The following is a 25,371-nucleotide window of genomic DNA, read 5'->3' as shown; positions in this document are numbered from 1 at the left end:
TGCGAAAATACTGTGTAGCCAGGCCAAAGGCTGCTCCAGAATAATTACCTGATTGAAAAGAATTAAAGTTTCCGGGTGCTGCCTTTTTCCCAAAAGGCGGCGCTGGCTGAAGCTTTTTTGAAAAAGCCTTACCAAAAACGTCTTTATGCTTTGCCGCATGTTTCGCGCAATGCAAGGGGTGAGATATAGGGAGGCACCCCCCGGCAGGACCGCCGGGTGGTGACTGGCCCCATGTTGCGCGTGGGCAGGATAGACATCATGCCGTTTCATGCCCTGACCATATGGGATCTTTCCATACTGCTGGTGCGTATCGCCATTATCGCGGTGGTGGTGGTGCATGTGCTGCTGACCAAGCGCGATGTGGGGGCGTCGATCGGGTGGATCGGGGTGACGGTGCTCATGCCGCTTACGGGGGGCGCGCTGTATGCCATGTTCGGCATCAACCGCGTGCACCGGCGGGCGCGGCGCATGGTGGGCCAGCACCCGTGGCGCAGCCGGACCATGAATTCGCAGTGGCAGCGCGAGGCCGTCGGCGCGTTTGCCCCGCTGGCCGCCATGGGGGGCAAGCTGACCGGGCGCCCGCTGCTGGGCGGCAACGCCGTAAGCGTGCTGCATGATGGCGACAGCGCCTATCCACGCATGATCGCGGCCATAAAGGGCGCACGTAACAGCGTACTGATGTGTTCCTACATCTTCCGCCCCGACCATAGTGGCCGCCAGTTCTGCAATGCCCTGATCGCGGCCCATCGGCGCGGGGTGCAGGTGCGCGTGCTGGTTGATGGCGTGGGCTCAGGCTATTTTGGCTGCGGGGTGGGGCGTATCCTGCACCGCGCGGGCGTGCCGGTGGGGCGGTTCATGCACTCTATGCTGCCGTGGCGTATGCCCTTCATCAACATGCGCGACCACAAGAAAATTCTGGTGGTGGACGGGCTGACAGGCTTCATGGGCGGACTGAACATAGGCGACGAGAATGTCGCCGCCTCCCGTCCCGCTCATCCGGTATCGGACACGCATTTCGAACTGGCGGGGCCGGTTGTCCACCAGTTGAGCGAGGCTTTCGCCCGCGACTGGGCCTTTACTACGGGCGAGGAACTGACGGCAGACATCTTCTTCCCCCCCCAGGCGAGCCATGGTCCGGTGCTTGGCCGTATCGTGACCGCAGGCCCGGACCTGGACCTGGAGAAGGTGGAATACACCATGCTGCAGGCCTTTACGCTGGCGCGGCGCAGCATACGGATCATGACGCCCTATTTCCTGCCCGATGACCGGTTCCTGACCGAACTTGCACTGGCCGCGCTGCGCGGGATCGAGGTGGATATCGTGGTGCCGTGGCATAGCAACCATACCCTGCTGGACTGGGCGCGTTCGGCCAACCTGCCACGCTTCCTGGATTCGGGGTGTCGCATCTGGCTGGCGCGGCCACCGTTCAACCATTCCAAACTGATGGTGGTGGACGGGCACTGGTCATGCGTGGGTAGTTCCAACCTGGATGTGCGCAGCCTGCGGCTGAACTTCGAGATCAACCTTGAAACCTATGACGATGCGCTGGCAGCGCGGATCGATGCCTTCATCGCCACCCATCGCCATGTGCGCCTGACCCATCACGACCTTGACCGCAGGCCGCTGTGGCTCAAGCTGCGCGATGCGGCGGCGCGGCTGCTGCTGCCCTATCTGTAGGCCTGTTCATGGGTTGGGGCGGACGGGCGCAGCATGACCGAGATGGGGCGGTGGTCGGAGGCATAATTCTCGATCACATGGCGCTCAAGGCAGTCCAGCCCGCGCACAAGGCAGCGGTCGAGACGGATGGGCAGCATGTCGGCCATGCGGTGGGTGGGCGCGCGTGGCCCCACATCATGGAAATGGCGGACCAGGGCGGGGCCGACCTGGTTGAAATCCCCCAGTATGGCGGCTTGATGTGGTAGAATCTGCACAAGGCGGCGCAACTGGCGGCGGTTAAGTAGCTGCCCGTGAGATAGGTGGACATTGGCCACCACCAGCGGCCCGCATGCCACCACCTGCGCCACGCGGCGGATCAGCGTGCCTGCGGGCAGGGTGCAGGTCAGCGGCGGGCGGTGGTAGGGGTGCGGACTCCAGCATGCCAGCCCGTGGATACGGCCGGGCAGGGGGGAGCGTGCGTAATGCCCCCCTACCAGCGTGGGCAGCGTGTCGATATCCACCGTGGCTTCCTGCATCAGCAGCAGGTCGGGTTGCTCGGCATGGATCAGTTCGATCACATCGCGCACCGTGGCCCCGATGCGGCGTAGCAGGTTCCAGCTGACAACCTTGAGCGCACCATCGGCACGCGCGGGCGGGGCCAGGTCGGGCCGGGGCGGCATGCCGGGCCGGGGCTGGATGGAGGGCAGGCGGAGATAGGGGCGGGCTAGGGTCATGGTTCGATAAAGGGCTCGCGCATGTCATCAGGTACGGGATTTTTGGAGCGGGGGTCGCCTGCGGCGAATTCGGCAGTCAGGGTATAACCTACCCCGATCAGCACGGGACCAAGGAAAATGCCAAGCCCGCCAAAGGTCAGCACGCCCCCCAGCACGCCCAGCACCGTCAGCAGGTAAGGCATCTGTGCGCCACGGGCAATGAACATGGGGCGGATGATGTGGTCGGCCCCCGATACGATGATCGTGCCATACAGCAGCAGAAAGATGCCCCAGCCCGGATGGTGTGTCAGCAGCAGAAACACCGCCGCCGGGATCCAGATCAGGGGCGCCCCGATGGGCAGCACGGCCACGAAGGCGGTGATCGCCCCCAGCAGCACCGGGCTGGAAATGCCGGCAATGGCAAAGCCTATGCCGGTCAGGATGCCCTGTATGATGGCGGTGCCCAGTATGCCGTACACCGTGCCGCGTATGGTGCGGCCCACAATGCCCAGTATCCGGTCGGCATACACGCCGGCAATCCGCCGCACCACGGCGACGAAGGTAGTGCCCAGCCCGTCCCCCCCCAGCCAGAAGAAGAACGAGATGAACAGCGCCATGGTCAGGTGCGCCATGCCGCTGGCCAGTTGCATCATGGCCGCCAGCACCGACTGCCCGATACGCCCGGCATAGGGGCGGATCACCTGGTCTATGCTGCCCACGTCTTCCGACCATTTCTGCCATTTATCGGCAATCTCGGGGCCGAAATGCGGGATATGGGCAAGGCGCGGCGGCAGAGGCGGCAGGTGCAGCGTGCCCACCGCATCGACAATGTACTGCAACGTGGCCGGGACATCGGCAATGCTGTTGGACACTACGATAACCAGCGGCACCACCAGCACCAGCGCGCATAGCAGGGTCATGACCATGGCGGCGGGCAGCAGCGACATGTGGCGCCGCAGCCGCATGAACACCGGCCATGTGGCAAATGTCAGGATTGCCGCCCACAGCAGCGCGGTCATGAACGGATACAGGATCAGGACGCAGCCGAATGCGATCCCCCCCAGCATCAGCCCCATCATGATACGTTCGACCATAGTGATGGCGTATCCCCTCCCGCCATGAAACGAAAGACAAATGTTCAGGACTTTCACTCCCGCATCATATGCTGCACCCTGTGCGCCAACACGCAATTCCAAATGACCGGGAGACGGTATGCATCCGCTGATCTCAGCCAGTGACCTGTCACAGGCCCTACAACAGGACGATATCCTTGTGCTGGATGCCTCCATGGCGCTGCCGGGGCAGGCTTTCGACCCGCAGCAGCGTTTTGCCAATGCGCATGTCGGTGGTGCGGTCCGGTTTGATATCGATACGTTCTCCGACCCGGATTCTCCCTTGCCACATACCATTCCCGGCCAGACCCGCTTTGCACGGCTGGCGAGCGAACGCGGCATGGGTAACGGGCGGCGGCTGGTGTTCTACGATCAGGATGGCATGGCGTGTGCCGCCCGCGCGTGGTGGCTTGCCCGCCTGTTCGGCCATGAGCGGGTGCAGGTGCTCGAGGGCGGGCTTGCGGCATGGAAAAGTGCCGGCCTGCCACTGGAAAGCGGGCCGGACCTTGCCGCACCCGCGCCCTTCGTGGCCCGCCCGCGCTATGCGCGCGTGCACGGGCTGGGTGATGTGCTGGACATCGTGCACGGCAACCGGCCGGGGCTGATACTCGATGCCCGCAGCCGTGGCCGTTTTGAAGGCACCGACCCCGAACCGCGCGCGGGGCTGCAATCGGGCCACATGCCCGGCGCGCGCAGCCTGCCCTATGGCGAACTGCTCGATGCCAGTGGCCGCTTCCTGCCCGCTGAAAAGCTGAAAGAGATGTTCGCCCAGCTTGGAGTTACGGATGGCACCACCGTCACCTGCACATGCGGCAGCGGCATGACGGCATGCATGATCGCGCTGGCGCTGGTCAGTGTGGGGGCGGGCGCGGGAGAACCCGTGGTGTATGATGGGTCATGGGCGGAATGGGCGTCCACGCCGGATTCCCCCATTGTCAGCGGCGCGGCGTAAGGGCGCGCACATGGCCGTTTCCATTCCCCCTGTACCCGAAGCCCTGCTTGGGCGCGTCGTGCGCGGCTGGCGCGATCTGTCCACCCGTCTGGTCCAGCTTGGGCGCGATGCGCCGCATGGTGGGCAGGGTCTGTTCGTCAACCCGCCCGTAACGCGCGGCTCCACCGTGCTGTTTTCCAGTCTTGAGGCGATGGAGGCCGCAGGCCGCAACCGCTATGACCATGAACTGATCTATGGCGCGATGGGCACCCCGGTGCAGTACCGCCTGGAGCAGGCCGTGGCCGCGATTGAAGGGGGCACGCATGCGCAGGTCGTGCCTTCGGGGCTGGCGGCGTGCACCCTGCCGCTCATGGCTTATCTGGGGGCGGGGGATCATTGCCTGCTTTCCGATTCCGTCTATGGTCCCACCCGCCGCTTTGCCGAGAAGGTGCTGCGCCGCTTCGGGGTGGAGGTCAGCTATTTCCCCCCCATGGCTGACGAGGCCACGCTGCGCGCGCTCCTGCGCCCCAACACCCGCCTGCTGTTTGCCGAAAGCCCCGGCAGCCATTCGTTCGAGGTGCAGGACGTGGATCTGCTGGGCCGCCTGGCGCGCGGGGTCGGCGCACGGCTGGTGGTGGACAATACATGGGGCATCGGTCTGTTCAGCCCCTTTGCCCACGGCGCGCATGCATCGGTGCAGGCGCTGACCAAATATGCTGCCGGTCACTCCGATGCCATTATCGGCGCGGTAAGTGTGGCAGACCCGCGCGATTGGCAGCCGCTGCGCGATACCGCCATCCAGATGGGCCAACTGGCCGGACCCGATGACTGCTGGCTGACCCTGCGCGGTCTGCGTACCATGGGCGCGCGGCAGGAGCGGCAGGCGGCCAGCGCACTGGCAGTCGCCCTGTGGTTGCAGGGGCGGCCGGAAGTGGCGCGCGTGCTGCACCCGGCCCTGCCATCATGCCCTGGGCATGAATACTGGCTGCGTGATTTCAGTGGCGCGTCCTCGTTGTTCGGCGTGGTGTTCGACCCGGCATTTGGCGAATCCGACCTGACCACCATGATCGATGGCCTGGCGCATTTCGGCATCGGGGCCTCATGGGGGGGATATGAAAGTCTGGTGCTGCCCACCACGGGCGGCATTACGCGCTCAAGCCCGTCCATTACGCATGGCGGCGTTGCGTGCCGGTTGCATATCGGGCTGGAAGCGCCCGAACTGCTGGTGTCCGACCTGGCGCGCGGGCTGGATGGCATGTCTGCCGCGCGCGCGGGGCGGGGAGTAGGGTGATCTGGATCAAGGCCACGCGGCAGCCGGGGTGAAACACTGCCCCATCAGGCTCCGCAGGCCGCGCGCGCGGGGTTTCAGTGCAACGCATGCCCCCCGCGGGCACCATGGCAGTAGAGGGAAGACGCAGGATGGCTGGAAAGATGAAGGCAGCGGTAGTGCGGGAATTCGGCAAGCCGCTGACAATCGAGGAACTGGATATCCCTACGATTCGCCCTGACCAGATCCTGGTCAAGGTGGATGCCTGTGGCGTGTGCCATACCGACCTGCACGCGGCACGCGGCGACTGGCCGACCAAGCCCAATCCCCCCTTCATTCCCGGCCATGAAGGCATTGGCCATGTGGTGGAGGTCGGCTCCGCCGTGAACTGGATCAAGACGGGTGATGTGGTGGGCGTGCCGTGGCTGTATTCCGCCTGCGGGCATTGCGAACACTGCCTGGGCGGGTGGGAGACGCTGTGTGAGAAGCAGGAGGATACCGGCTATTCCGTCAATGGCTGCTTTGCAGAATACGTGGTGGCCGATCCCAATTACGTGGCCCATCTGCCCAAGGATATCGACCCCATCAAAACGGCCCCGGTGCTGTGTGCGGGGCTGACCGTGTACAAGGGCCTGAAGATGACCGATACGCGCGCGGGGGAATGGGTGGCCATTTCGGGCGCGGGCGGCCTTGGGCAGATGGCCATCCAGTACGCCGTGGCCATGGGGCTGAATGTCGCGGCCGTGGATATCAGTGACGAGAAGCTGGAAGAAGCCCGCAAGCTGGGTGCGCGGGTTACGGTCAATGCGCTGAAACACGACCCCGTCGCCTATATCCGTGAACAGACCGGCGGCACGCATGGCGTGCTGGTGACAGCCGTGTCGGACAAGGCATTCAGCCAGGCGGTGGGCTATGCGCGGCGTGGCGGCACGGTGGTACTCAACGGTTTGCCGCCGGGGGATTTCCCGCTTTCCATCTTTGACATGGTGATGAACGGTACCACCGTGCGTGGATCGATTGTCGGCACGCGGCTGGATATGATCGAGGCGATGTCCTTCTTTACCGATGGCAAGGTCACGACGGTTGTCAGCCCGGACAGGCTGGAAAACATCAACACCATTTTCGATAACCTTGAACATGGCCGGGTGGAAGGCCGCATCGTGCTGGACTTCCGCAACGGGGCATAAGGGGCGGCAGGCAACTCCGTGGGTCATGCCACGTTTGGTTTACTGAATGAGCATGGGCGGTGTTGGTGCCCATGCCAGTAGTACAAACTGAAAGAATGGGTAAGGATACATGAAAAAGACGCTGATCCTGGCAGGGCTGTGCGCAACCGGATTGAACGTGGCGACACTGGTCCCGGCGCTGGCTGATTCGTGCGACGGCGTGACCGACCATGCGGAATGTGAAGTGCGCCTTAAATCTCACGAAGTTGGTAGCGAAACCCGTGAAAAGGCGCATGAAGTCGGGCGCGATACCCGTGAAACCGCGCATGCTGCACACGAACGCGCCGCAGAAAAAGCAGATAGCGCCAAGGATTGGGGCCATCGTACCGGCCAGAAGCTGGATAAATGGGGCCATGAGACAAAAGGCGACATGAGCCAGTTCTTCACCGGCCACCGCTGATGGATGGGGAAGGGAAGGTTGGTGGTGACGCCTTTTTTCAAAAGGCGTCATGCTTTCCCAAAGTATTCCTTATGGTTTAGCGACCCGTTCATGAAAAAAGGGGAGGCCCCATCGGGGCCTCCCCTTTTTTTCGTTCATACCCGATCAGGAATGGTGGTGATCGCCTGCTTCATGCTCGCGCCAGCCCTGTTCCAGCGTGTGCAGGAAGGTCTTGAAGTGCTTTTTCACTTCATCAGGGGAAGCCTTTTCCATCACGTCCTTTTTCGCGGCCGTAAGGGTGGCGGCAGCATGGATCAGGGCAGCGTGGATGGTGTCTGTCGGTTCCGTGGCCATGTCTTCATCTCCTGTTCTTGGTAGGGTCAGCATGAAATAGACCCGGCCACGTGGCAACCGGCCCGCCTGCATGACTGCTGCTCCCTGCCGCCCCTTGATTCTCGTCCGTGCCATCACGGGGGGAACTTCCCCGGTAACTGTCCCGTTTCTCCTGCTACACGCAACTGATGGGACAGATCATGATTTTCAGGCACACCGCATTTGCTTTTGTTACCGCAACGCTCCTTGCCCTGCCGCTTGCCGCCCATGCCGAGCCGGGCGGGTGCGTGAAGGGTGCCGTGGCTGGTGCCGTGGCCGGACACATGATCGGCAGCGGCCACGGCAAGGGTGGTGCCGTGGCGGGCTGTGCCGTCGGCATGGAACGCCGCCATCATGCCCGCAAGGAAGCCGAACAGAACCAGCAGGCCCAGCCCCAGAACGAGCCGACTGCCAGCGGCACGCAGACCTCACAGCCCGCACAGGGCAATGGGGAAGCCCGGTAAAGTGTTGAGTAAGTCCATATATTAAAAAATATAAGAATTTTTAAGCGTCGTCTTTTAAAAAGGCGACGCTTTTTTTGAAAAATATCCGCAATTATCCATATTAATTTTATATTAACTTATTTTATTGTATAGTATTGATTAACATTACTATGAATAAGTTTATTCTATCAATTTGTACGTTTTGCGGCTCGGATGTCCTGAAATGCCACGAATAGCCGAACCCGGCCGTTCCTCCGGGCCATGTGCTGGTTGATGTCAGGGTGGCGGGCGTAAACTTTGCCGATATCTACCGGCATCTTGGGCACTATCGGGCGCTGGGTCAGGTGCCCTACATCAATTGCTATGAAGGTGCGGGCGCTATCGTAGCCCTTGCGTTATCGCCGCAAAAGCAGCAGATCGCCCTGTAACTGGGGGGCGCGGTGGCGTTCGGTTGTGGGGAAGACTGGGTTAGTGCCGTGCGTGATACGACCGATGGTGATGCCAGTGTAGTGTATGATTGCTATCGGATCGACGTTGGGCAGGAGCATCGTGGCTACGCGCCCGTGCAGCATGATCGTTACATATGGTATATCCGATGCACCGCCCGCGCCGGTTGGCCCATCGGTCCTGATGCAGGCATCAAAAGGCGCTGCGGGAGCGGAGCTGTGGGACTATCTGAATAGTGCTACCGAGCGCGCACGGCGCAGCAGGGCACTTTTTGCCGCGCTATCAGGCGGTATGTTGCTGGCCCCGCCCATCGGGACCTTTGCACTGACCGATGGGTGGAATACCCACCGCCGTCTGGAAGACCATGGTTTTTCCAGAAAGGTTGTCCTGATCCCCTAACGTCATGCCCTATGGCGCCGAGCGCACGGATGAAGCCCCCATGGCCTGCGCGTAGCATGCCGTGAGCATGTTGTGCGGGTCGGGGTTGATGCCGACAAAGATAATATCCTTGCGCACGTAAAGCAGCTTGTGGCGCGGTCCCCAGGTCACGCGGGGCAGCACCACGGGCAGGTCACGCGCCACCTGCGCGCGCGTTGCCGCATCGCGTTCATGGGCGATCCGGGCCAGCAGGGTCAGGTCTGGCACCACGATTGCCAGATGCAGGACCACAAGCATGCCGCCTCCCACCGCCATGATCCGCCCAAAACCGGGGGTAGCCACGCTACGCGCCAGCAGGCAGGCCAGGTAGCACGCCAGCAGCACGCTGGCGGGAAAGGAGACCCGCGCGGCCAGCGCCTCACGCGGGAACATGAGCAGGCACGCCATGTAGGCCAGCGCCAGCACGCAAGGCACCCACCCCCGTCCCGCGCGCAGGCAGGCAGGGAAAGGGTGCAGCCCTCGGTCCATGAACACCCCCACTGCAAGCAGTGCAACGAAGGGCAGCCAGAAGGGGTCGAACAGGCTGCCAAGGTTGCCCAGCAGCCCGTCCAGCCGGTCGGGTAGCGGGCTGGGGGTCATGGTGTGCATGCGTACGTAATTGCCCGGCGCCACCCCCAGCACCAGCGTGCCCGCCGCATGCGCGCACAAAAGCGCCCATGGTGGCAGCACACCCTGCCGCCACGCCTTTAACGCCACCCCTGCCAGCAGCAGCGTGAGCAGCAGCGACAGCGGTTCAAGGAAAGTCGCGATCAGGAACACCGCGCCATACTGCATGGCGCGCATGTCCGTCCGACCCGTCACGATGCGCGCCAGTACCCACATCTCGCCAGCCACCGGCCACAGGTATCCGATCGCACCGGTCTTCCACAGCGCCACCTCGCCAATGGTGCGCGGCAGCCACCACAGCATAAGAAAGACCATAACGCACTGCATGGCGCCATACCGTGCGCGTGGCAGGGGCGGTTGGCCCGCCAGTTGCCAGCACAGATGCGCCACCACATGGACCAGAAAGGTGAAGATGCCCGCATTCAGCACCGCAAACACAGCAAGCCCGCCATAGGGCCGCAGGTCCAGTACCACGAAGGTGGCCAGCGTGGTGAACCACCGTCCGGTCCAGAAATTGTAGTTGCCCCATACAATATGCACGATGGTGGGCAGGCTGAAGGGCATGGTGCGGCAGTAATCATCCGCCCAGAGCGGGGTGATGGCGTTGGCCCACAGCAAAAAGACAAAACAGGCGGCCAGTCCCGCGCCCTCGCCAGGGAACAGGCGGAGGGAGGGTGGTGTCGATGCTGGTGCATTCACGTGCATGGTGTCATCGGCCCTGTCCGTTGCATCCCTGCCCATACCACATGGCCCGGTTTGCAGAGACTCCCTGAACGAACAGAAGTTTTTGGTGAATCTTTTTTCAAAAAGGCTGCTGCTGAAAAATTGTTCTCCTTTCCTGGCGGTTTCGCCCGGCCGTACCATTCTGGGTCCGCATCTGTCGGGGTTGTGTCATGGATCGAGAGTGTGCCTATCGTTTATGACTCGATACCTGAGTGGCCCCCCGACCTGAAGGGCGCCATAGATCAGGATAGAACGACATGTCGCAGCCCGCAGATTCATCCACGCCTCTTCCTCCCGGTATCACTACCCCGCCCACCGGACCAGGCCGGGCCGGGCGGGCGGCGTTGACCACGGCCTGCGCGGGGCTGCTGGTCGGGCTGGATACCGGGCTGATTGCCGAGGCGCTGGGTTTTATCGGCCGCGACTTCAACGCCGGTGCCCGCATGCAGGAATGGATCGTGTCCGTGCTTATGGTGGGCGCGCTGCTGGGATCGCTGGGGGCTGGCGTGTTCTCGCGCCGCTTCGGGCGGCGGATGGCGCTGGGCACGGCAACATTGCTGATCGGGGTTGGGGCGCTGCTCTGCGCCACCGCCCCCATGATCGGGCAGATTTTGCTGGGGCGGTTCCTGATCGGGGCGGCAATCGGCATCTGCACCTTTACCGCGCCGCTCTATATTTCCGAACTGACCACAGGGCGCATGCGCGGCACCATGGTCACCACGTTTTCCATGCTGCAATCCGCTGGTATCCTGCTGGGATACCTGGCCGGTGGCATCTTCTCGGGTGGGGGGCACTGGCGGCTCATGGTGGGGCTGCCGCTGGTGCCGGCGGCCATTCTGTTCGTGGGCTGCGCATTCCTGCCCTCCAGCCCGTCATGGCTGGCCGCGCGTGGCCGCTTTGAGGAAGCGCGCGGGGTACTGCGTAGCCTGCGCGGCGATGTGGCGGCAGCGGACCGGGAACTGGCCCATATTCGCACCGAACTGACTACCGATACGGGGGAGGGCGGTTTTGCGCTGTTGCGCACGCGGTCGTATTTCCGCCGCTCGGTGGCGCTGGGGGTGGGGTTGCAGGTCATGCAGCAACTGACCGGCATCAATGTGGTGATGTATTACGCGCCCAAGATACTGGAGGGCGCGCATTTCGGCACATCCGCCGCCGCGTGGGCCACGGTCATGGTTGGCGCGGTCAATGCGGTGGTGGGGGTTGCGGCCATCTTCATGGTCTCGCGCTGGGGGCGCAGGCCGCTTCTGGTGACAAGCTGCGTGATTATGGCGGTCGCACTGGGGTGTGCTGCCGTGATCGAGGGGCTGCACCTGCAGGGCATGGGGGCGACGGTTTCGCTCATGGCGGCGCTTCTGGTCTTTGTCGCAGGCTTTGGCATGGGGGCGGGGCCGCTGGTATGGACGCTGTGCTCTGAAATCCAGCCCATCAAGGGGCGTGATTTTGGCGTGGGCTGCTCCACGCTGGCCAACTGGGGCATGGACTGGGCGGTCAGCAACACGTTCCTGAGCATTGTGGCCGCCGTGGGGGCAGGATGGACGTTTGCAGGCTTCAGCGTGCTGAACGTGGTGTTCGTGCTCTTTACCCTGCTGCTGGTGCCCGAGACGCGTGACGTGCCGCTGGACGAGATCGAGGCGCATCTTGAATCCGGCCGTGCGCTGCGCCAGATCGGTCGCTAGGGTATTCCCACCGAAAACGGCTTCGGTGAAAATGCTCTGGTTTGTTGCCTTTACGTGCATTTACCTGCCTGGATGCCCGCATTCAGGCAGGATCTGCCCCTGACCGGGCGCTCAGCCCCGCGCGGGCACGCATTCCAGCAAAAGCGCACCCACGGCCGCCATATGCGTGCCCGCACCCAGCACTACCATCACATGCCACAGCACGTTGGAAAACGGCATGCGCGGACGCATGTAAAACATGACCCCGATGCAGTAGAACACCAGTCCCAGCACCAGCAGCGGGAACGTCATGCCCGGCAGTCGCCATACCAGCGGGTCAGGGCACAGGAAGAAAACCCATGCCACGCACAGGTAGGGCATGACATGGTAGCGCCGCGACCAGGTGAAGAAGCCCATCTTGGCCACAACCCCCGCCAGCGCCATGGTCCATAGCAGCCCGCAGAACCAGCGGCTGGCCATGCCATGCCCGCCCAGCATGATGAAGGGCGTATAGGTTGCGGCAATGGCGATGAAGATGACCGACTGGTCCACCCGCTGCAACCCGCCCTTGAGGCGGCATGACGGGCAGAAATTGTAAGCAGCCGAGGACAGGCAGGTGCCCAGTATGCCACCGCAATAAAGCAGTGTTACCCCTACCTCCAGCCGTATGTGCGAAAGCAGCGCGGTATGAACCAGCCACGTCACGCCATAGCCCAGTACCGCAAGCCCCATGATGTGCACCAGCAGGTCGGCAAGTCGTTCCAGCACGGAATAGACGGGAAAACGCGTGTCGGTCATCATGTGGGGGGGCAACGGGTCCTGTTTTCCGGGGCAGGGAGTACGGCGCGGCGGGGGTTTTTATCCCGCCGCGCCATGGGGTCAGCGGGCCTTGCGCTCACCCGTGATGTGGGCGCACAGGGCCTGGATCTCGGCAGCACTGACGCCTTCGGGGTTGTGCTGGGCCTTTTTGGCAATTTCATGCTCGGTGCCAGTGGCACGGCCATGTTCCTTGCCAACGTGCTCGGCCAGGGCAATGACTTCTTCTTTCTGCAGCAGCTTGGGCTCTTTCAGGCCGCGTTCAGCCAGCTTGTGCAGGTGTTCGCTTGCGGCGGCGGTGGGTTTGTCGGTCATGTCATCATATCCTGTCTGATAGGGCGCGGTATGCGCGTGGGCGCACGTTATAACTTATGGCGCGGCACGAAAACCGATAGGATGCATTGGCTTGCGTCATATTTCACATATCAGGCCTGCCCTGTCCGGCTACATGCCCGGCGGGGAAGGGGAGAGACATGCACCAACCCGTTCCCGTCCGACCCGACAGCGCGCTGTCCCGCCTTGCCCCCACCGTGGCGCTGACTGCTGGCCAGATGGCGCTGAAGGATGAGATACTGGCCTTCTGCCGCGCCCACCGGGCGGATAATCATGCGCTGTTCATCATTGAAGGTGATGCGGGCACCGGCAAGAGTCTGCTGCTCAATACGCTGTTCACCACCATCCAGGACGCGGCGCGTGGGCCGGATGGCGCGGACCCGCTGCATGGCAGCGACAACCGCCTGCTGGTCAACCACCCGGAGATGATCAAGCTTTACCGCAACATTTCCGAAAGCCAGAAAAACCTGCGCAAGAAGGATTTTGAGCGCCCCACCACCTTCATCAACCAGATGGATGGCACCAGCCGACGCGCCGATATCGTGCTGGTGGATGAAGCGCACCTGCTACTGACCCGCGCTGACCCGTATAATCGCTTCCACCACGCCAACCAACTGGCGGAAATCATTCGCCATGCCCATGTAGTGGTGATCGTGTTCGATGCCCGCCAGGTGCTGAAATTCAAGAGCTTGTGGAGCGATGCGGCTCTTGCGCGGTTGGTGGCGGGCTACCCGGTGGTGACCCGCAGGCTGGACCGGCAGTTCCGCATGCACGCTCATGTGGATGTAATGGCGTGGGTCCGTGCGTTCCGCGACGGTATCCTGCGCCCGCTGCCCGCACCGCAGGTGTTCGACTTCCGCATTTTTGATGATGCGCAGGCGATGTACGAAGCCATAAGGCAGCGCAACGCGCAGTACGGCCTGTGCCGCATGCTGGCGACCTATGATTACCCCTATACCCTGAACGGGCAGGACCATTTCATTACCGAAGGGCGCTTCCACCTGCGCTGGGACCGCGCCATGCCGCAGGCCCGCCTGCCATGGGCGGAACGGGCGGATACGATAGACGAGGTGGGGTCGGTCTATACCATACAGGGCTTCGACCTGAATTACGCGGGCATCATCCTTGGCCCATCGGTCACGTATGATCCGGCTATCGACCGGATCGTGATCGATCCCGCGCGGTATGAGGACCGCGCCGCCTTTACCGGGCGTGACGGGGTGGCGCAGCCCGAGGTGGTGATGGCGCGGATCATCCTTAATTCCATCAACGTGCTCATGACGCGAGGCGTCAGGGGGCTGTATATCTACGCCAGCAACCCCGCCCTGCATGCGCGGCTGGCCACGCTGTGGGCGCAGCGCCAGCAGCCACAAACATAGGTGGCTCCGGGGCGCGTCACTTTTTTAAAAAAAGCGGTACCCGGAGGCCGTGTTCATGCAAATGCCGTGGCGGGCAGCCTTCAGCCACGCTGGCCCAGGCGCTGGAGATAAGGCAGGATTTCCGGCCCGGATTCAATGGCGTGCCCCAGCACCGTTTCTACCAGTGTTGCTAGGTGGGTGGCATCCATTCCGGCAAGGGTGACACTCAGGTCGTGTTTCTGGGCATCGGAAAGCTGGGGGGACTGGATGATGCGCCGCTCGATAGCCGACTTCATGGCGTCGGTCGTGAAGGGCATGTCGATGATCTGGTTCTGGGGCATGGCCATGATTCCTGTATCTGTCAGTAACAGGCTCCATGGTACGGGTTTGCCGCATGCCCGGCAAACCACCCTGCACGCGATGCGGTTATGCGTTGGGCCGGGCCGGAGGCAGGGGCGTGGGGGTCAGCCGTGTTCCGCCGGTTCGCCGTCATTCAGGCGGTGCAGCCGTGCGGTTTGGGAAAAGCCACGCATTTCCTGTGCAATGCCCTGGCGTTCCAGCCTGCGCAGGCCCGTGGCATGGCCAATTTCCTGTTTGAGCTGGCCTACCAGCATGTTGGTTCGGCCGCGAAGCATTGTCTTGAAACGGTCCATGTCACATCTCCCACAAGGATGCATGAAGGAAGGTGCGTCATACGCATGACAGATAAAACCATGATGCATAATACCATGCAACACTTAATGCATACCTGCCCAACATTTAATGCATAATTGGGGGTAAAGGCCAGTCTGGCCTGCTGACCCTGCCCATCTGGTCCCGTACAGGGCCTGCACAGGCATACGCGGCGATAGGGAATAGGGTAAAATGTTATGACAGATTTCCCATCACGGGCCGGTTCGGCTGCCGCCCGCCGTGTCCCGCCTGCATCATGGCGGGCGCGTGTAATGCTGCCTCCATCATGCGCGTGATTGCTGGTAGGGTTTCCGTGAGCAGAACCATGCAGGAAGCCGTCATGCCCACAACCGTTCTTTATTCACCCGATGATGTCCGCACGCTTGCCGCCAGCGGGCAGGCTGTCCTGATTGATGTGCGCGACAGGAAGGATTTCGAGGCCGGCCATATTCCCGGCGCGGTCAACATGCCCGACATCTTCACCTACCTGGCGGAAACCACGCATGAAGGGCTGCAGGCCCTGCAGCAGACCTTTGCCACGCTGTTCGGGGATTTTGGGCTGGATGGCAGGAAGACGGCCATTGTGTATGAGGACGCGCTGCACACCCGTTATGGCGGTTCGTGCCGTGGCTACTGGATACTGCGCTATCTTGGCTACCCCAGGGTGGGGATACTTGATGGTGGCCTGAGTGCGTGGCGCCAGCAGGGCGGAGCACTTGTGCGCGAAACCATGCAGCCCGCGCACACCGATTTCCCATTGCAGGTTAACAGCCAGCTTATGGCTACGTACGAAGATGTGCGTGCGGCCCTGACCAATCCCGCCATCCGGCTGCTTGACAATCGTGACCGTGTGGAGTGGCTGGGGGAAAGTTCATCGCCCTACGGCGTGGACTTCGCCCCGCGCAAGGGACGCATTCCCGGTGCGGTGTGGATTGAGTGGTATGACTTCATGACGGTGGAGGACGGGCAGGCAACCTTCCGCACCGCTGATGAAATCCGCAGCCTTGCCGCCAGCCGTGGCCTGAAGCCCGAGGATGACATCATCATCTACTGTTTCAAGGGCGCGCGGGCGGCCAATACCTATGTGGCACTCAGTGCCGCGGGCTTCACGCGGCTGCGCATTTACATGGGGTCGTGGAACGAATGGTCACGCAATGAAGCTCTGCCGATCGAGGCGGGCCTGCCCAAGGCGGCAGCGCCTTATTGCGGGGACTGAGGGTATCGTTCCTGCATTTTGAAATGGCACATGGACTGTCGCCGCCCGCAGGGTTGGCGAACGGTACGTCTGTGCCCGGCAAGATATAAATAAGTAGGATGTTTATCGATGCGTTATGAAGTCTATGGGCCATTCTGCACGCCACGCGTGCAGGCGGAAGCCGATGGTATTGCTCTTCGTTTTTTTTGGAATGAAATCGAAAAAATGCATTCTGGCCTGTCCAGAGCAATCGGTATTTATATTTTTTCTACGCTTCACGGAAATACATACACACCGTGGTATGTTGGTAAAACGAATGCGAAGCAGGGTTTTCGGGGCGAGGTTTTCCAGACCCACAAGTTCAATCATTATATAAATGCCAGTCAATTAAAGAGGGGCGCTCCAACCCTCCATCTCATTGCGAAGCTCGAACCCAACCGGGGCAATTACTGTCGGGCTTCTGCACAGTCCGGTCATGAAATAGATGAATTGGAAACAGTGATGATTGGCATGGCATTGCGCGCCAATCCTCAGGTTCGGAACTCAAAAAAGACATGGTTCAACAAGAACTGTATTGTTCCGGGCATTATGGGGCCGCCACTCGTCGGTTGTCCGTCCAAGGCGGTTTCAACACTGCGTAATGTACTGGCCCTGTAATCGCGGAGTTACCCGTGTCGGGCGGACGCGTTGGCACGGCCGCAGCGGGGCGATGAACAGGGGTAAAGGCCAGAAGTCATTTGACGGGCGTCTGGCATACGATCTGGAACGGGACGGGGGTGCATTCATGCCCGGTGCTGCCGAGCATCGCGGCGGCCCGATCCCTGGCATCAGGCAGCATCGCGCGTTATGAAGTTCCTGATGGCGGCATTGCCAATCTTGTTTGTCGTGATGCCGTCAAAGGTGCCGCCAATTACACCGCCCATGATGGGTACGAACTTCAGTGCCGCCGACAGGACACGCGAACTGCCTGCGCGCACGAAGTGACGGACCAGGTATTTCTTGATATCTAGCAGAATTCTTGTGTTGATATTCTGTATCGCCGTGCTTCTGGCAAGGGAAATGCCGATATTCTTGGCAAATTCCTCCAGTTCTACCCCGGACAGGGCGGACAGACACGCCGCCTTTACCTTCTCGTCACGTATGTCGTGCCCACCCATGGCGGCAATCGCGGTTATCATGCGGATCTGCAGGTAAATCAGGCTGGACATGTTGGCCGGAAGGGCAATGGGCAGGGTGAGCAGCCCCCCCAGGCCACTGATGAAGCCCGATGTCGCGGCTTTGGTGTTCTGCCACCGGATCAGCGCATTCGCGGCCTTGCGCGGGTTCCCGCCATTGCGGGCAAGATAGGTGCGCGCCAGTTCCTCGGATGACCCGAATGCGCCCAGACCATCGATGGATGCCTGGTAAGCCCGGTCAAGGAAAGAGGAAAAGCCGGATTCAGCCTGTTCATCTGCCATTTTGTTTCCGTCAATCTAATCTGCTGGCATGAAATCATGATGCTACGGAAATTGCCATACCAGCACAGGGCATGCACAATTGCGCCTGCAACCCGATTGCCAGGACATAAAATTTTTCAGGAAGAGCAGATCCTGCCAACCATCCGCTTGATACCAAGGGCCGGGTGAGGGGAGTAACTGGCGTTACAGAAAAGGGAGAAATTCCGTGACTAGCAAAGGCGCTTCATAGAAGCGCCAAATCATAGCTAAGTCTCTGGAAATCAATCCTGACGCAGATGGTAGCGGTGGACGGATTTGAACCGCCGACCAAGGGATTATGATTCCCCTGCTCTACCGCTGAGCTACACCGCCATCGCGTCAGGATGTGTGCGAAATACCCGCGCTTTGGGGACAAGTCAACCCGTGTTTTGAACACGCCCATGAAAAGGCACAAAAAACGCCCGTGATTTGTCACGCTCCCCCAAAAGGGGGTACTGTCAGCCGCTCACCATAATACGGCATTAACCGGAAAAGGCTGTGCATCCTTCGTGAAAACCGAATTCCTCGCCCTTCTTACCCATATCAGGCACCTGTTCGGATGGCTGCCAGGACTGCTTTCCTCCATCCTCATGCTCTGTGTGGCGGGGTTGGTGGCGGAACTGTTCAGCCGGTTCATCACCAAGCTGATCCTGCGCATTCCGGGGCAGAAGCGCGGGGCCTTCGTGCGTTCGTTCACCATGGCCATGCAGCGCCCGGTGCGCATTATGCTGGTCATCGTGTTTGTGGGTACCGCACTGCCGGTGTCCGGCCTGCCGTATGACATCATGCAGGCCACCACCCATGCGCTTGTGGTGCTGTTCGTGCTCATGCTGGGCTATGCGGCGGTGGTGGCCACGCGCATCCTGTCTGATGCCTACCTCAGGCGCATCAACGGCAAGGATGACAAGGACGACATCCTGCTGCGCACCCACATGACGCAGGTGCGCGTGCTGCGGCGCACGACCGACCTCATGATCGGGTTGCTGACCATCGGCGCCGCCCTCATGACATTCGAGCCAGTGCGGCAGTATGGCCTCAGCCTGTTTGCTTCCGCTGGTGCGGCGTCACTGGTGGTTGGCCTTGCCGCGCGCCCGCTGCTGACCAACCTGTTCGCAGGCATGCAGATCGCCATGACCCAGCCCATCCGGATGGAAGACCTGATCATCATCAACGGGGACTGGGCGTGGGTGGAGGAAATCACCTCCACCTATGTCGTATTGCGGGTATGGGACTGGCGGCGGCACATCGTGCCGATCTCGTATTTCCTGGAAAACACGTTCCAGAACTGGACCCATAATTCAGCGGCGCTGATTGGCGTTGTGTTCATCCATGTGGATTTCAACGCGCCCATGGACCGCATCCGTGAGCGCTTGCGTGAAATCGTGCATTCGGCCCCGCTGTGGGATGGCAAGGAATTTGCCGTGCAGGTGGCGGACTGCAACGCGCATGTCATGACCATACGTGTTATTGCCAGCGCGCGCTCGGCCATGCAGAGCTGGGACCTGCGCTGCGAGATCCGTGAGCAGATCATCGCCTTTTTACGTGATGAATGCCCCGAGGCCCTGCCGCGTGACCGGCTTTCGCATGTGGCATCTGTGTCCGGGCTGGATGTGATGGGGGAACCGGGGATGATGGTGCCACCGGTCAGGCGCCCCCCGCCGGGTGCTTACATGGGCCCGCGCAATGGCACGGGCGGTGGCGGCATGGGCTCAAGCGATGGTGGCCAGGGGCATGGCTGAGCAGCACCCTGGCCATATGGTTCAGAACAACAGGTAGAGGAACGACAGCGCGCCCGCACCAATGCAGTACCAGCCAAAGGGGCGCAGCGCCCAGTCCTCGTGGTCACGGAAGTAGCGCATCAGGATACCGGTGCACACGAGCGCCACCACAGCAGCCACAACGGCGGCGATGATGGCCATGTGCATCTGTTCAGGCTGCGGGGGCGCGTGGCGCAGCTTGAGCGCTTCTAGCACCGTGGCCGCCAGAATGACCGGCTGCGCCATGAGAAAGGCGAAACGCGCCGAGTTTTCATGCGACAGCCCGCGCAGCAGACCACCCACAATGCACGCACCCGAGCGGGACAGGCCGGGGAAGAACGCCAGGCACTGGAACAGCCCGATCAGCAGCGCCTCGCCAAACCCCAGCGAGGCCAGCGGGCGCGTGGTGGTGGGCAGCAGGCCCGCGCGCATGCGGTCCACCAGCAGCAGCATCACGCCATTGAGTGTCAGGAACACCGCCGCATAGCGTGCCGTGCCGAACAGGCTGCGGATCGCGTGCTCGAACAGTCCGCCAATCAGCACGGCGGGGATGGTGGCCACAACCAGCAGGGCAAGGATGCGGATGCTGTCCATCTGTATGGTTTCACCATGGCGGCCTGCGGCTCCGGTGAACAGCGCCACCCAGTCACGCCAGAAAAAGACCAGCAGCGCCACACACGTACCAAGATGCAGCATGACCAGCAGGGGCAGGAACATCTCCCCGTGCAGGTCCAGCGGCCAGTGCAGGATAGCGGGCACGATGGCCGCATGCCCAAGGCTGCTTATGGGGAACTGTTCGGTCGAACCTTGTATGATTGCAATGATAATGGCCTGAATGAGTGTCATTGTCCCCCCGTCCATGACGCAGTAGAATGAAATGATAAGGCAAGGCAGAGTGCCGCACCCACATGGCCCGGCAATGCGGCGGTTTTCGGGATGGCGCGCGGCGGTATGGGGCAGGGAGCCAGCATGGCAAGGCAGAGAAGTGGCGCAATCATCTCCAGCGGGCTGGTCCTTCTGGTTGCAGGCGGGTTCTGTATTTACGCCCGCGCATCGCAAAGCGGTGGATCACAAGACCGCTACCCCATGACCGCGCGCTTCGTATCCGCCAACGGGCTGAAGGTGGGGGCGGATGTGGATATGGACGGCGTGCCGGTGGGCCGGGTGCTGTCTATCCGGCTCGATCCCAGCACCTACATGGCCAATGTGGGCTTCACGCTTGATCGCGACATCGCGCTGCCTGATGACAGCAGCCTTGCCATCGGCAGTCCCTCCCTGACCGCCGATACCGCCCTTCTGGTGCAGGCGGGCCAGTCATCCGGCAGGCTCGCGCCCGGCGCGGTAGTGACCAATACGCAGGAGCCGCTCAGCCTGGAGCAGCAGATCAGCAACTACATCTTCGGCAATGGCGGCTTGCCGGACTGATTGGCAAACCCTGAAAAGTTTCTGGGTGCCGCTTTTTTCAGAAAGGAAGCGTCTTACGAAGCTTTTTGAAAAAAGCTTCACCAAAAACTTTTATCTTTATTAATCAATATATTAGATTAGCCATCCTCTCAGTCATTCAGCGGGTAGGACGCCATCAGCCTGCGCTGGCGCAGCCACGCGCGCAGCATGGCCATGGCCCCGCTGCTCTTCCAGCCTTCGCGCCGCTTCTTCGCGCCAATGCGGAACGTCTCGCGGTAATGCATGAACTGGGTGGCATAGGCATGGCGCAGCGTGGTGCGTGCATCCCAGATATGGGTAGCCTCCGACCCCACGCCGTTGATCTCGATGATCTCGAAGTCTTCGCCCTTGCGCAGGGTGGCCAGGCTGCGAGCCTTGGCGTCGATGCGGCCAAAATGGAAATCGGGGATGTCGCGCATGATCGCATTCACGCGCGCTTCGAGTTCAGGCGTGATGTCGATGGCGCGGTCATGGAAGATCGAGCCCTTGCAGTGATTGCCCGCAAAAACCAGCGGCAGAGACTGCCCTGCTGGCGGCACTTCGGCCAGGCGGGCGCGCAGGCGGGGGATGTAGATGTGCGGCACCAGCCGGGTGCGGGCATCGGCATGGATCAGTTCTTCCACCGTGGAATGGCCATCGCCGGTCAGGCAGGGTACTTCCTTGTAGGTGAGCGAGGTGATGCGGCCGTTCTTCTGGTCGGGGTGGCGGATGTAGAAGATCCCCACCTCGTGCCCGTAGGGGATCAGGTGCTGGAGCATGACCGGCACTCCGCGCCCAAAGGCGGCCATGCCCTGCGCCAGGCCTTCGGCATCGCGCATGATCCGCACGCCGGTGCCGTTGCAGCCGATATCGGGCTTGAGCACAACGGGAAAGGACAGGCCCGCCCCCTTCATGGCCGCAAGGGCGCGCGCCGTGTCATCCACGCCCGTGGTCAGCACGGCATAGGGGGCGATCCACCGGCGCGCCACATCGCCAGCCATGTCCAGGATCGAGCTCTTGCTTTCCCCGCACAGCCCGCCGGTCTCGATGCGGGGGTTGGCGGCGGTAGGCAGGCTGAAGTCCCGGTACCACAGTCCGAGGATGATCCAGTACAGCACGATGGGCGTATAGAAGATCCAGCCCGGCCAGAACTCGAAAGCGGAAACGGTGGGGGCGGCGCCCGGCGCTGCGGGCCTGCTGTCAACTGCTGTGGAAAGGTCGGTCATCGGGTCTCATTACCTTGCAAGCGGGCGATCATGCGGCTGATCAGGAATATGGTCAGGGCAAAGCCGGCCATGCCCGCCCATTTCCAGGTGCCCAGATGGTCGATCAGGAACTGCCCCACCCGTAGCGAGACAAGAAACAGCAGCGATGTCCAGATCAGTGTGGCCAGCACCGCGGCGATACAGAACAGCCCGAACCGTGCACGGAAGAAACCACACGCCGTATAAAGCGGCAAGCGTGCGCCGGGCACGAAGCGGCTGATGAACACAATGCGGAACACGTTGCGATCGAACCAGTGGCCCTCACGCGCGCCACCGGGCAGCGTGATCCACCGCCGCGCGGGGGGCCACAGTGCGGCCAGCCGGCCCATGCCGTACAGCCCCATATCCCCCACCACGATACCGATATAAAGCGCCACCAGCGCAACACTCAGGGCCACATGGCCGGTACGAACCTGCATGGCGGTCAGGATCGTTGCCGCATCCTCCAGGATGAAGGTGCCGACAATGATCGCAATTCCCTGCATGAAGGGGGAGGCGCCAGCCGCCGCAAGGAAGGCTGTCAGGGATGGCATGCGGCGTGTTTCGGCGCGCCCTGACGGGGCGGAAGGGGAAAACCGTAACTACGCAAGCACACGTCCTTCGCTCGGCCCGGCGCGCGGGCGGAAAAAACCATCGGCCATCAGGGAACAACGCGCCAGCGACCGGTGGCGTTCTTGTGGCATGCTTCGCCTGCACTCACAAATGCGAAATTATGTGGCATACTGTATCAGGCACGGGCAGAGGCGGGGAGTATGGCAAGTCAGTCATTGAAACGCGTGGGTGGCCGTGGCACAGCTTCGGACATGCTCGTACGTCGCCGTCTCCTTCATGCCGCTGCTGCATCCCTGGCTGGGGCGGGTGCCTCATGGCTGCTGCCCGCGCGGGCAGCACATCGCCATCCTGCCGCCGCTGCCGTGCCCCCGGCGGTCGATTACGCCAGTTTCGTGGCCGGTATCCGCAGCGATGCGATTCGGCAGGGGCTGACGGCGGATGCCGTCTCCCGCGCGCTCGACCTGTCTGCGCCGAACATGGATGTCATTGCGAGAGACCGCAACCAGCCCGAATTCCGCCTCACATGGGCCCAGTACCGCAGCCGCGTGCTAACCGGGCGCAAGATAGCGGACGGGCGCGCAGCCTTCGCCGCACAGCGCGCTGTACTGGAGCAGCAGGTCCTGACCCGCTTTGATGTGGCGGCGGGTGCGGTCATGGGCATATGGGGGCTGGAATCGGGCTATGGCGCGACGATGGGCAAATTCGCGGTGGTGGATGCGCTGTGCACGCTGACGTTCGAGGGGCGGCGGGCGCAGTTCTTCCATGATGAACTGTTCCATGCGCTGGCCATCCTCAACGCCGGTGACATCACGCCTGAACGCATGCTCGGCAGCTATGCCGGCGCCATGGGGCAGCCCCAGTTCATGCCTGGCGCCTACCTGAAATACGCAGTCGACATTGATGGCGACGGGCGGCGCGACATCTGGCATTCCATTCCCGATGTATTCGGCTCCATCGCCAGCTACCTTGCCGGTTCGGGCTGGGTCGCGGGCGAGACGTGGGGGCAGGAGATCACCGTACCCGACAGCGTGCCCCAGTCCAGCCTTGGCCGCACGCAGGTGCGTACGCTGGCGGAGTGGATGCACATGGGCATAAGCCAGCCCGGCGGTGTACCTTTTGCCCAGCCCGAGGCGATGGGTGCAGTGCTGCGCCCCGATGGGCCGGGTGGCGATGCCTTTATGGTTTATCGCAATTTTGCCGCGATCCGTCGTTATAATCCATCTGACTATTATGCGCTGGCCGTGGGCCTGCTGGGCAACGCAATCACATGACGGACCACCCCGTCACGCCAGCGGGGCGCGCGTGCCGCGCTGGTATCTACCGGACCAAGGATGCAATGCACACCCGACGTTTCCTTCTGGCTGGGGCGACCAGCCTTCTTGTATCCTCCACCGCCCTTGCGGCGCCTGCGGCCCGCCGTCGTCATCCTGGCCCCGCCGCCGTCGATGCGGCGGCCCCCACCGTGCCGTCATCGCCCGCCAATAGCCTGATCGGCCCGATCGACACCATCGCGCGCTGGGCGTGCATCGTGGATTATACCACGGGTGCCGTGTTGCTGGAAAAGGCGGCCGATGAGCGCATGCCGCCTTCATCCCTGACCAAGATGATGACGGCGTACATCGTGTTCAGCATGCTGCGCGCGGGCAGACTGACACTGGAGCAGACGCTGCCGGTCAGTGAAAAGGCATGGCGGATGCAGGGCTCGAAGATGTTCGTGCCCCTTAATGGTTCGGTGGCCGTGTCTGACCTGATCCAGGGCATGGTGATCCAGTCGGGCAATGATGCCTGTATCGTGCTGGCGGAAGGGATTGCGGGGTCCGAGGACCAGTTCGTGGGGCTGATGAACGCCAAGGCCGCCGAACTGGGCATGAGCAATTCGCATTTCCTCAACGCCACCGGCTGGCCGATGGACGGGCACTACATGTCCGCGCGCGATGTGACGACCATCGCCATGCACCTGATCCACGATTTCCCTGATTACTACCATTTCTTCTCGGAAAAGAGCTTCCGCTACAACAAGATCGCGCAGGAGAACCGCAACGCGCTGGTGGTACGCGGCGTGGCCGATGGCCTCAAGACCGGCCATACCGATGCCGGTGGCTTCGGTCTGTGCGCCAGTGCCGAGCGCAGTGGCAACCGCGTGGTCATGGCGATCAACGGCTTGCCCAGCAGCAACGCCCGCGCGCAGGAAGGCGAGCGGCTGTTTGAATGGTCGTTCGTCAATTTCGAGAACGCAACCCTGATCCATAATGGCACGGTGGTGGACAACGTGCCCGTGTGGTTGGGGCAGGCCGCCACCGTACCGGTGGTTGCAACCCGCGATGTCACCCTCACGCTGCCCCATGGCTGGCAGAACCGCGTGCATGTGAGCATGGAATACAACGCCCCCATACCCGCCCCGGTCGTGGCCGGGCAGCAGGTGGGGGAAATGGTGGTTGCCAATACCGGCCTGGCCGAAATCCGCATCCCGCTCATTGCCGGTGCCGCAGTGCCGCGCCTGGGGCTGGTGGGGCGGGCTTCTGCCGTGCTGGGTCGCAAGCTGGGGCATGCCTGAG

At 62.1% G+C, this 25,371-nt stretch carries 28 protein-coding genes and 1 tRNA gene; 16 read left to right on the top strand and 13 right to left on the bottom strand.

The genetic code is table 11. The features are described 5' to 3' along the window. Nucleotides 1–258 precede the first annotated feature (258 nt). Nucleotides 259–1,677, top strand: a complete 1,419-nt coding sequence (gene cls / locus GLX_RS03835) for a cardiolipin synthase (RefSeq protein ID WP_041247609.1) — start codon at nt 259–261, stop codon at nt 1,675–1,677. Here cls and GLX_RS03830 read toward each other — a convergent pair. Together GLX_RS03830 and GLX_RS03825 are read right to left on the bottom strand one after the other, a co-directional pair. After that, nucleotides 1,668–2,390, bottom strand: coding sequence for an endonuclease/exonuclease/phosphatase family protein (locus GLX_RS03830; protein ID WP_014104715.1), 723 nt, complete (start codon nt 2,388–2,390; stop codon nt 1,668–1,670). The two genes, cls and GLX_RS03830, sit on opposite strands and share 10 nt — an antisense overlap. Continuing rightward, nucleotides 2,387–3,463: an AI-2E family transporter gene (locus tag GLX_RS03825; protein WP_014104714.1), complete on the bottom strand. Its 1,077-nt coding sequence runs from the start codon at nt 3,461–3,463 to the stop codon at nt 2,387–2,389. The genes GLX_RS03830 and GLX_RS03825 overlap by 4 nt, the downstream gene beginning before the upstream one ends. 118 nt (nt 3,464–3,581) lie before the next feature. Between GLX_RS03825 and GLX_RS03820 the strand changes: the two genes are divergently transcribed. The 4 genes from GLX_RS03820 to GLX_RS03805 all read left to right on the top strand — a co-directional run bounded on the left by GLX_RS03820 (nt 3,582) and on the right by GLX_RS03805 (nt 7,305). Further along, nucleotides 3,582–4,433, top strand: a complete 852-nt coding sequence (locus tag GLX_RS03820) for a sulfurtransferase (protein WP_014104713.1) — start codon at nt 3,582–3,584, stop codon at nt 4,431–4,433. Between the two features lie 10 nt (nt 4,434–4,443). Further along, nucleotides 4,444–5,703, top strand: a complete 1,260-nt coding sequence (gene metC, locus GLX_RS03815) for a cystathionine beta-lyase (protein WP_014104712.1) — start codon at nt 4,444–4,446, stop codon at nt 5,701–5,703. 128 nt (nt 5,704–5,831) lie between these two features. Further along, the gene (gene adhP, locus GLX_RS03810; RefSeq protein WP_014104711.1) at nt 5,832–6,866 is read left to right on the top strand and encodes an alcohol dehydrogenase AdhP; all 1,035 of its coding nucleotides are present in this window, start codon (nt 5,832–5,834) and stop codon (nt 6,864–6,866) included. 109 nt (nt 6,867–6,975) lie between these two features. Next, the gene (locus GLX_RS03805) at nt 6,976–7,305 is read left to right on the top strand and encodes a hypothetical protein (protein WP_014104710.1); all 330 of its coding nucleotides are present in this window, start codon (nt 6,976–6,978) and stop codon (nt 7,303–7,305) included. A 144-nt stretch (nt 7,306–7,449) separates the two neighbouring features. On the opposite strand, the gene GLX_RS18905 is transcribed toward GLX_RS03805, so the two are convergent. Further along, nucleotides 7,450–7,752, bottom strand: a complete 303-nt coding sequence (locus GLX_RS18905; RefSeq protein WP_014104709.1) for a hypothetical protein — start codon at nt 7,750–7,752, stop codon at nt 7,450–7,452. A 65-nt stretch (nt 7,753–7,817) separates the two neighbouring features. On the opposite strand from GLX_RS18905, the gene GLX_RS03795 reads away from it, so the two are divergent. From GLX_RS03795 to GLX_RS03790, 3 genes are all read left to right on the top strand, one after another. Continuing rightward, entirely contained in the window at nt 7,818–8,120 is a 303-nt protein-coding gene (locus GLX_RS03795; RefSeq protein ID WP_041247608.1) for a hypothetical protein, read from the top strand. Nucleotides 8,121–8,362: 242 nt separating this feature from the next. Beyond that, entirely contained in the window at nt 8,363–8,527 is a 165-nt protein-coding gene (locus tag GLX_RS18395; RefSeq protein WP_231850400.1) for a hypothetical protein, read from the top strand. A gap of 121 nt (nt 8,528–8,648) precedes the next feature. Then, entirely contained in the window at nt 8,649–8,945 is a 297-nt protein-coding gene (locus GLX_RS03790; RefSeq protein ID WP_148268536.1) for an MDR/zinc-dependent alcohol dehydrogenase-like family protein, read from the top strand. A gap of 9 nt (nt 8,946–8,954) precedes the next feature. On the opposite strand, the gene GLX_RS03785 is transcribed toward GLX_RS03790, so the two are convergent. Continuing rightward, nucleotides 8,955–10,331, bottom strand: a complete 1,377-nt coding sequence (locus GLX_RS03785) for a DUF6056 family protein (protein ID WP_231850399.1) — start codon at nt 10,329–10,331, stop codon at nt 8,955–8,957. A gap of 239 nt (nt 10,332–10,570) precedes the next feature. Here GLX_RS03785 and GLX_RS03780 point away from each other — a divergent pair, with 239 nt between their 5' ends. After that, complete coding sequence (locus GLX_RS03780; RefSeq protein ID WP_014104705.1) at nt 10,571–11,992, top strand: sugar porter family MFS transporter; 1,422 nt, start codon at nt 10,571–10,573, stop codon at nt 11,990–11,992. A gap of 111 nt (nt 11,993–12,103) precedes the next feature. Here the strand turns inward: GLX_RS03780 and trhA are convergent, their stop codons facing one another. Further along, complete coding sequence (trhA, locus tag GLX_RS03775) at nt 12,104–12,784, bottom strand: PAQR family membrane homeostasis protein TrhA (protein ID WP_231850398.1); 681 nt, start codon at nt 12,782–12,784, stop codon at nt 12,104–12,106. A 66-nt stretch (nt 12,785–12,850) separates the two neighbouring features. Next, nucleotides 12,851–13,102: a hypothetical protein gene (locus tag GLX_RS03770; RefSeq protein ID WP_007400339.1), complete on the bottom strand. Its 252-nt coding sequence runs from the start codon at nt 13,100–13,102 to the stop codon at nt 12,851–12,853. A gap of 158 nt (nt 13,103–13,260) precedes the next feature. Here GLX_RS03770 and GLX_RS03765 point away from each other — a divergent pair, with 158 nt between their 5' ends. Next, complete coding sequence (locus tag GLX_RS03765) at nt 13,261–14,499, top strand: DUF2075 domain-containing protein (protein WP_014104703.1); 1,239 nt, start codon at nt 13,261–13,263, stop codon at nt 14,497–14,499. An 80-nt stretch (nt 14,500–14,579) separates the two neighbouring features. Here the strand turns inward: GLX_RS03765 and GLX_RS03760 are convergent, their stop codons facing one another. Next, nucleotides 14,580–14,819 (bottom strand): hypothetical protein, encoded by a 240-nt coding sequence (locus GLX_RS03760; protein WP_193360658.1) that lies wholly within the window; start codon nt 14,817–14,819, stop codon nt 14,580–14,582. A 123-nt stretch (nt 14,820–14,942) separates the two neighbouring features. Further along, the gene (locus GLX_RS03755) at nt 14,943–15,113 is read right to left on the bottom strand and encodes a CsbD family protein (protein ID WP_231850397.1); all 171 of its coding nucleotides are present in this window, start codon (nt 15,111–15,113) and stop codon (nt 14,943–14,945) included. Between the two features lie 377 nt (nt 15,114–15,490). On the opposite strand from GLX_RS03755, the gene GLX_RS03750 reads away from it, so the two are divergent. Together GLX_RS03750 and GLX_RS17000 are read left to right on the top strand one after the other, a co-directional pair. Next, nucleotides 15,491–16,366: a sulfurtransferase gene (locus GLX_RS03750; protein WP_231850396.1), complete on the top strand. Its 876-nt coding sequence runs from the start codon at nt 15,491–15,493 to the stop codon at nt 16,364–16,366. A gap of 108 nt (nt 16,367–16,474) precedes the next feature. Further along, a complete protein-coding gene (locus tag GLX_RS17000; RefSeq protein ID WP_014104699.1) occupies nt 16,475–17,002 on the top strand; it encodes a hypothetical protein in 528 nt (175 codons plus the stop codon). Nucleotides 17,003–17,172: 170 nt separating this feature from the next. Here the strand turns inward: GLX_RS17000 and GLX_RS03745 are convergent, their stop codons facing one another. Further along, a complete protein-coding gene (locus GLX_RS03745) occupies nt 17,173–17,802 on the bottom strand; it encodes an EcsC family protein (RefSeq protein ID WP_014104698.1) in 630 nt (209 codons plus the stop codon). A 276-nt stretch (nt 17,803–18,078) separates the two neighbouring features. Continuing rightward, a tRNA-Met gene (locus tag GLX_RS03740) sits at nt 18,079–18,153 on the bottom strand. A 176-nt stretch (nt 18,154–18,329) separates the two neighbouring features. On the opposite strand from GLX_RS03740, the gene GLX_RS03735 reads away from it, so the two are divergent. After that, nucleotides 18,330–19,559 (top strand): mechanosensitive ion channel family protein, encoded by a 1,230-nt coding sequence (locus tag GLX_RS03735; protein ID WP_014104697.1) that lies wholly within the window; start codon nt 18,330–18,332, stop codon nt 19,557–19,559. 21 nt (nt 19,560–19,580) lie between these two features. Here the strand turns inward: GLX_RS03735 and GLX_RS03730 are convergent, their stop codons facing one another. After that, entirely contained in the window at nt 19,581–20,423 is an 843-nt protein-coding gene (locus tag GLX_RS03730) for an undecaprenyl-diphosphate phosphatase (RefSeq protein ID WP_041247156.1), read from the bottom strand. A 123-nt stretch (nt 20,424–20,546) separates the two neighbouring features. On the opposite strand from GLX_RS03730, the gene GLX_RS03725 reads away from it, so the two are divergent. Then, nucleotides 20,547–21,002 carry an MlaD family protein gene (locus tag GLX_RS03725; RefSeq protein ID WP_041247605.1) on the top strand — a complete coding sequence of 152 codons (456 nt, stop codon included), beginning with the start codon at nt 20,547–20,549 and terminating at the stop codon, nt 21,000–21,002. Between the two features lie 128 nt (nt 21,003–21,130). Here GLX_RS03725 and GLX_RS03720 read toward each other — a convergent pair whose 3' ends face one another. Further along, a complete protein-coding gene (locus tag GLX_RS03720) occupies nt 21,131–22,225 on the bottom strand; it encodes an ATP-grasp domain-containing protein (protein WP_014104694.1) in 1,095 nt (364 codons plus the stop codon). Further along, complete coding sequence (locus tag GLX_RS03715) at nt 22,222–22,797, bottom strand: DedA family protein (protein ID WP_014104693.1); 576 nt, start codon at nt 22,795–22,797, stop codon at nt 22,222–22,224. Before GLX_RS03715 ends, GLX_RS03720 begins: the two co-directional genes overlap by 4 nt. A gap of 270 nt (nt 22,798–23,067) precedes the next feature. Between GLX_RS03715 and GLX_RS03710 the strand changes: the two genes are divergently transcribed. Together GLX_RS03710 and GLX_RS03705 are read left to right on the top strand one after the other, a co-directional pair. Beyond that, nucleotides 23,068–24,087, top strand: coding sequence for a lytic murein transglycosylase (locus GLX_RS03710; protein WP_041247604.1), 1,020 nt, complete (start codon nt 23,068–23,070; stop codon nt 24,085–24,087). Continuing rightward, nucleotides 24,084–25,370 carry a D-alanyl-D-alanine carboxypeptidase family protein gene (locus GLX_RS03705; protein WP_014104691.1) on the top strand — a complete coding sequence of 429 codons (1,287 nt, stop codon included), beginning with the start codon at nt 24,084–24,086 and terminating at the stop codon, nt 25,368–25,370. The genes GLX_RS03710 and GLX_RS03705 overlap by 4 nt, the downstream gene beginning before the upstream one ends. The last annotated feature ends 1 nt before the right edge of the window (nt 25,371 follow it).

Source organism: Komagataeibacter medellinensis NBRC 3288 (assembly GCF_000182745.2).
Classification (GTDB): Bacteria; Pseudomonadota; Alphaproteobacteria; order Acetobacterales; family Acetobacteraceae; genus Komagataeibacter; species Komagataeibacter medellinensis.
This window is presented reverse-complemented; position numbering and strand designations above follow the sequence as displayed.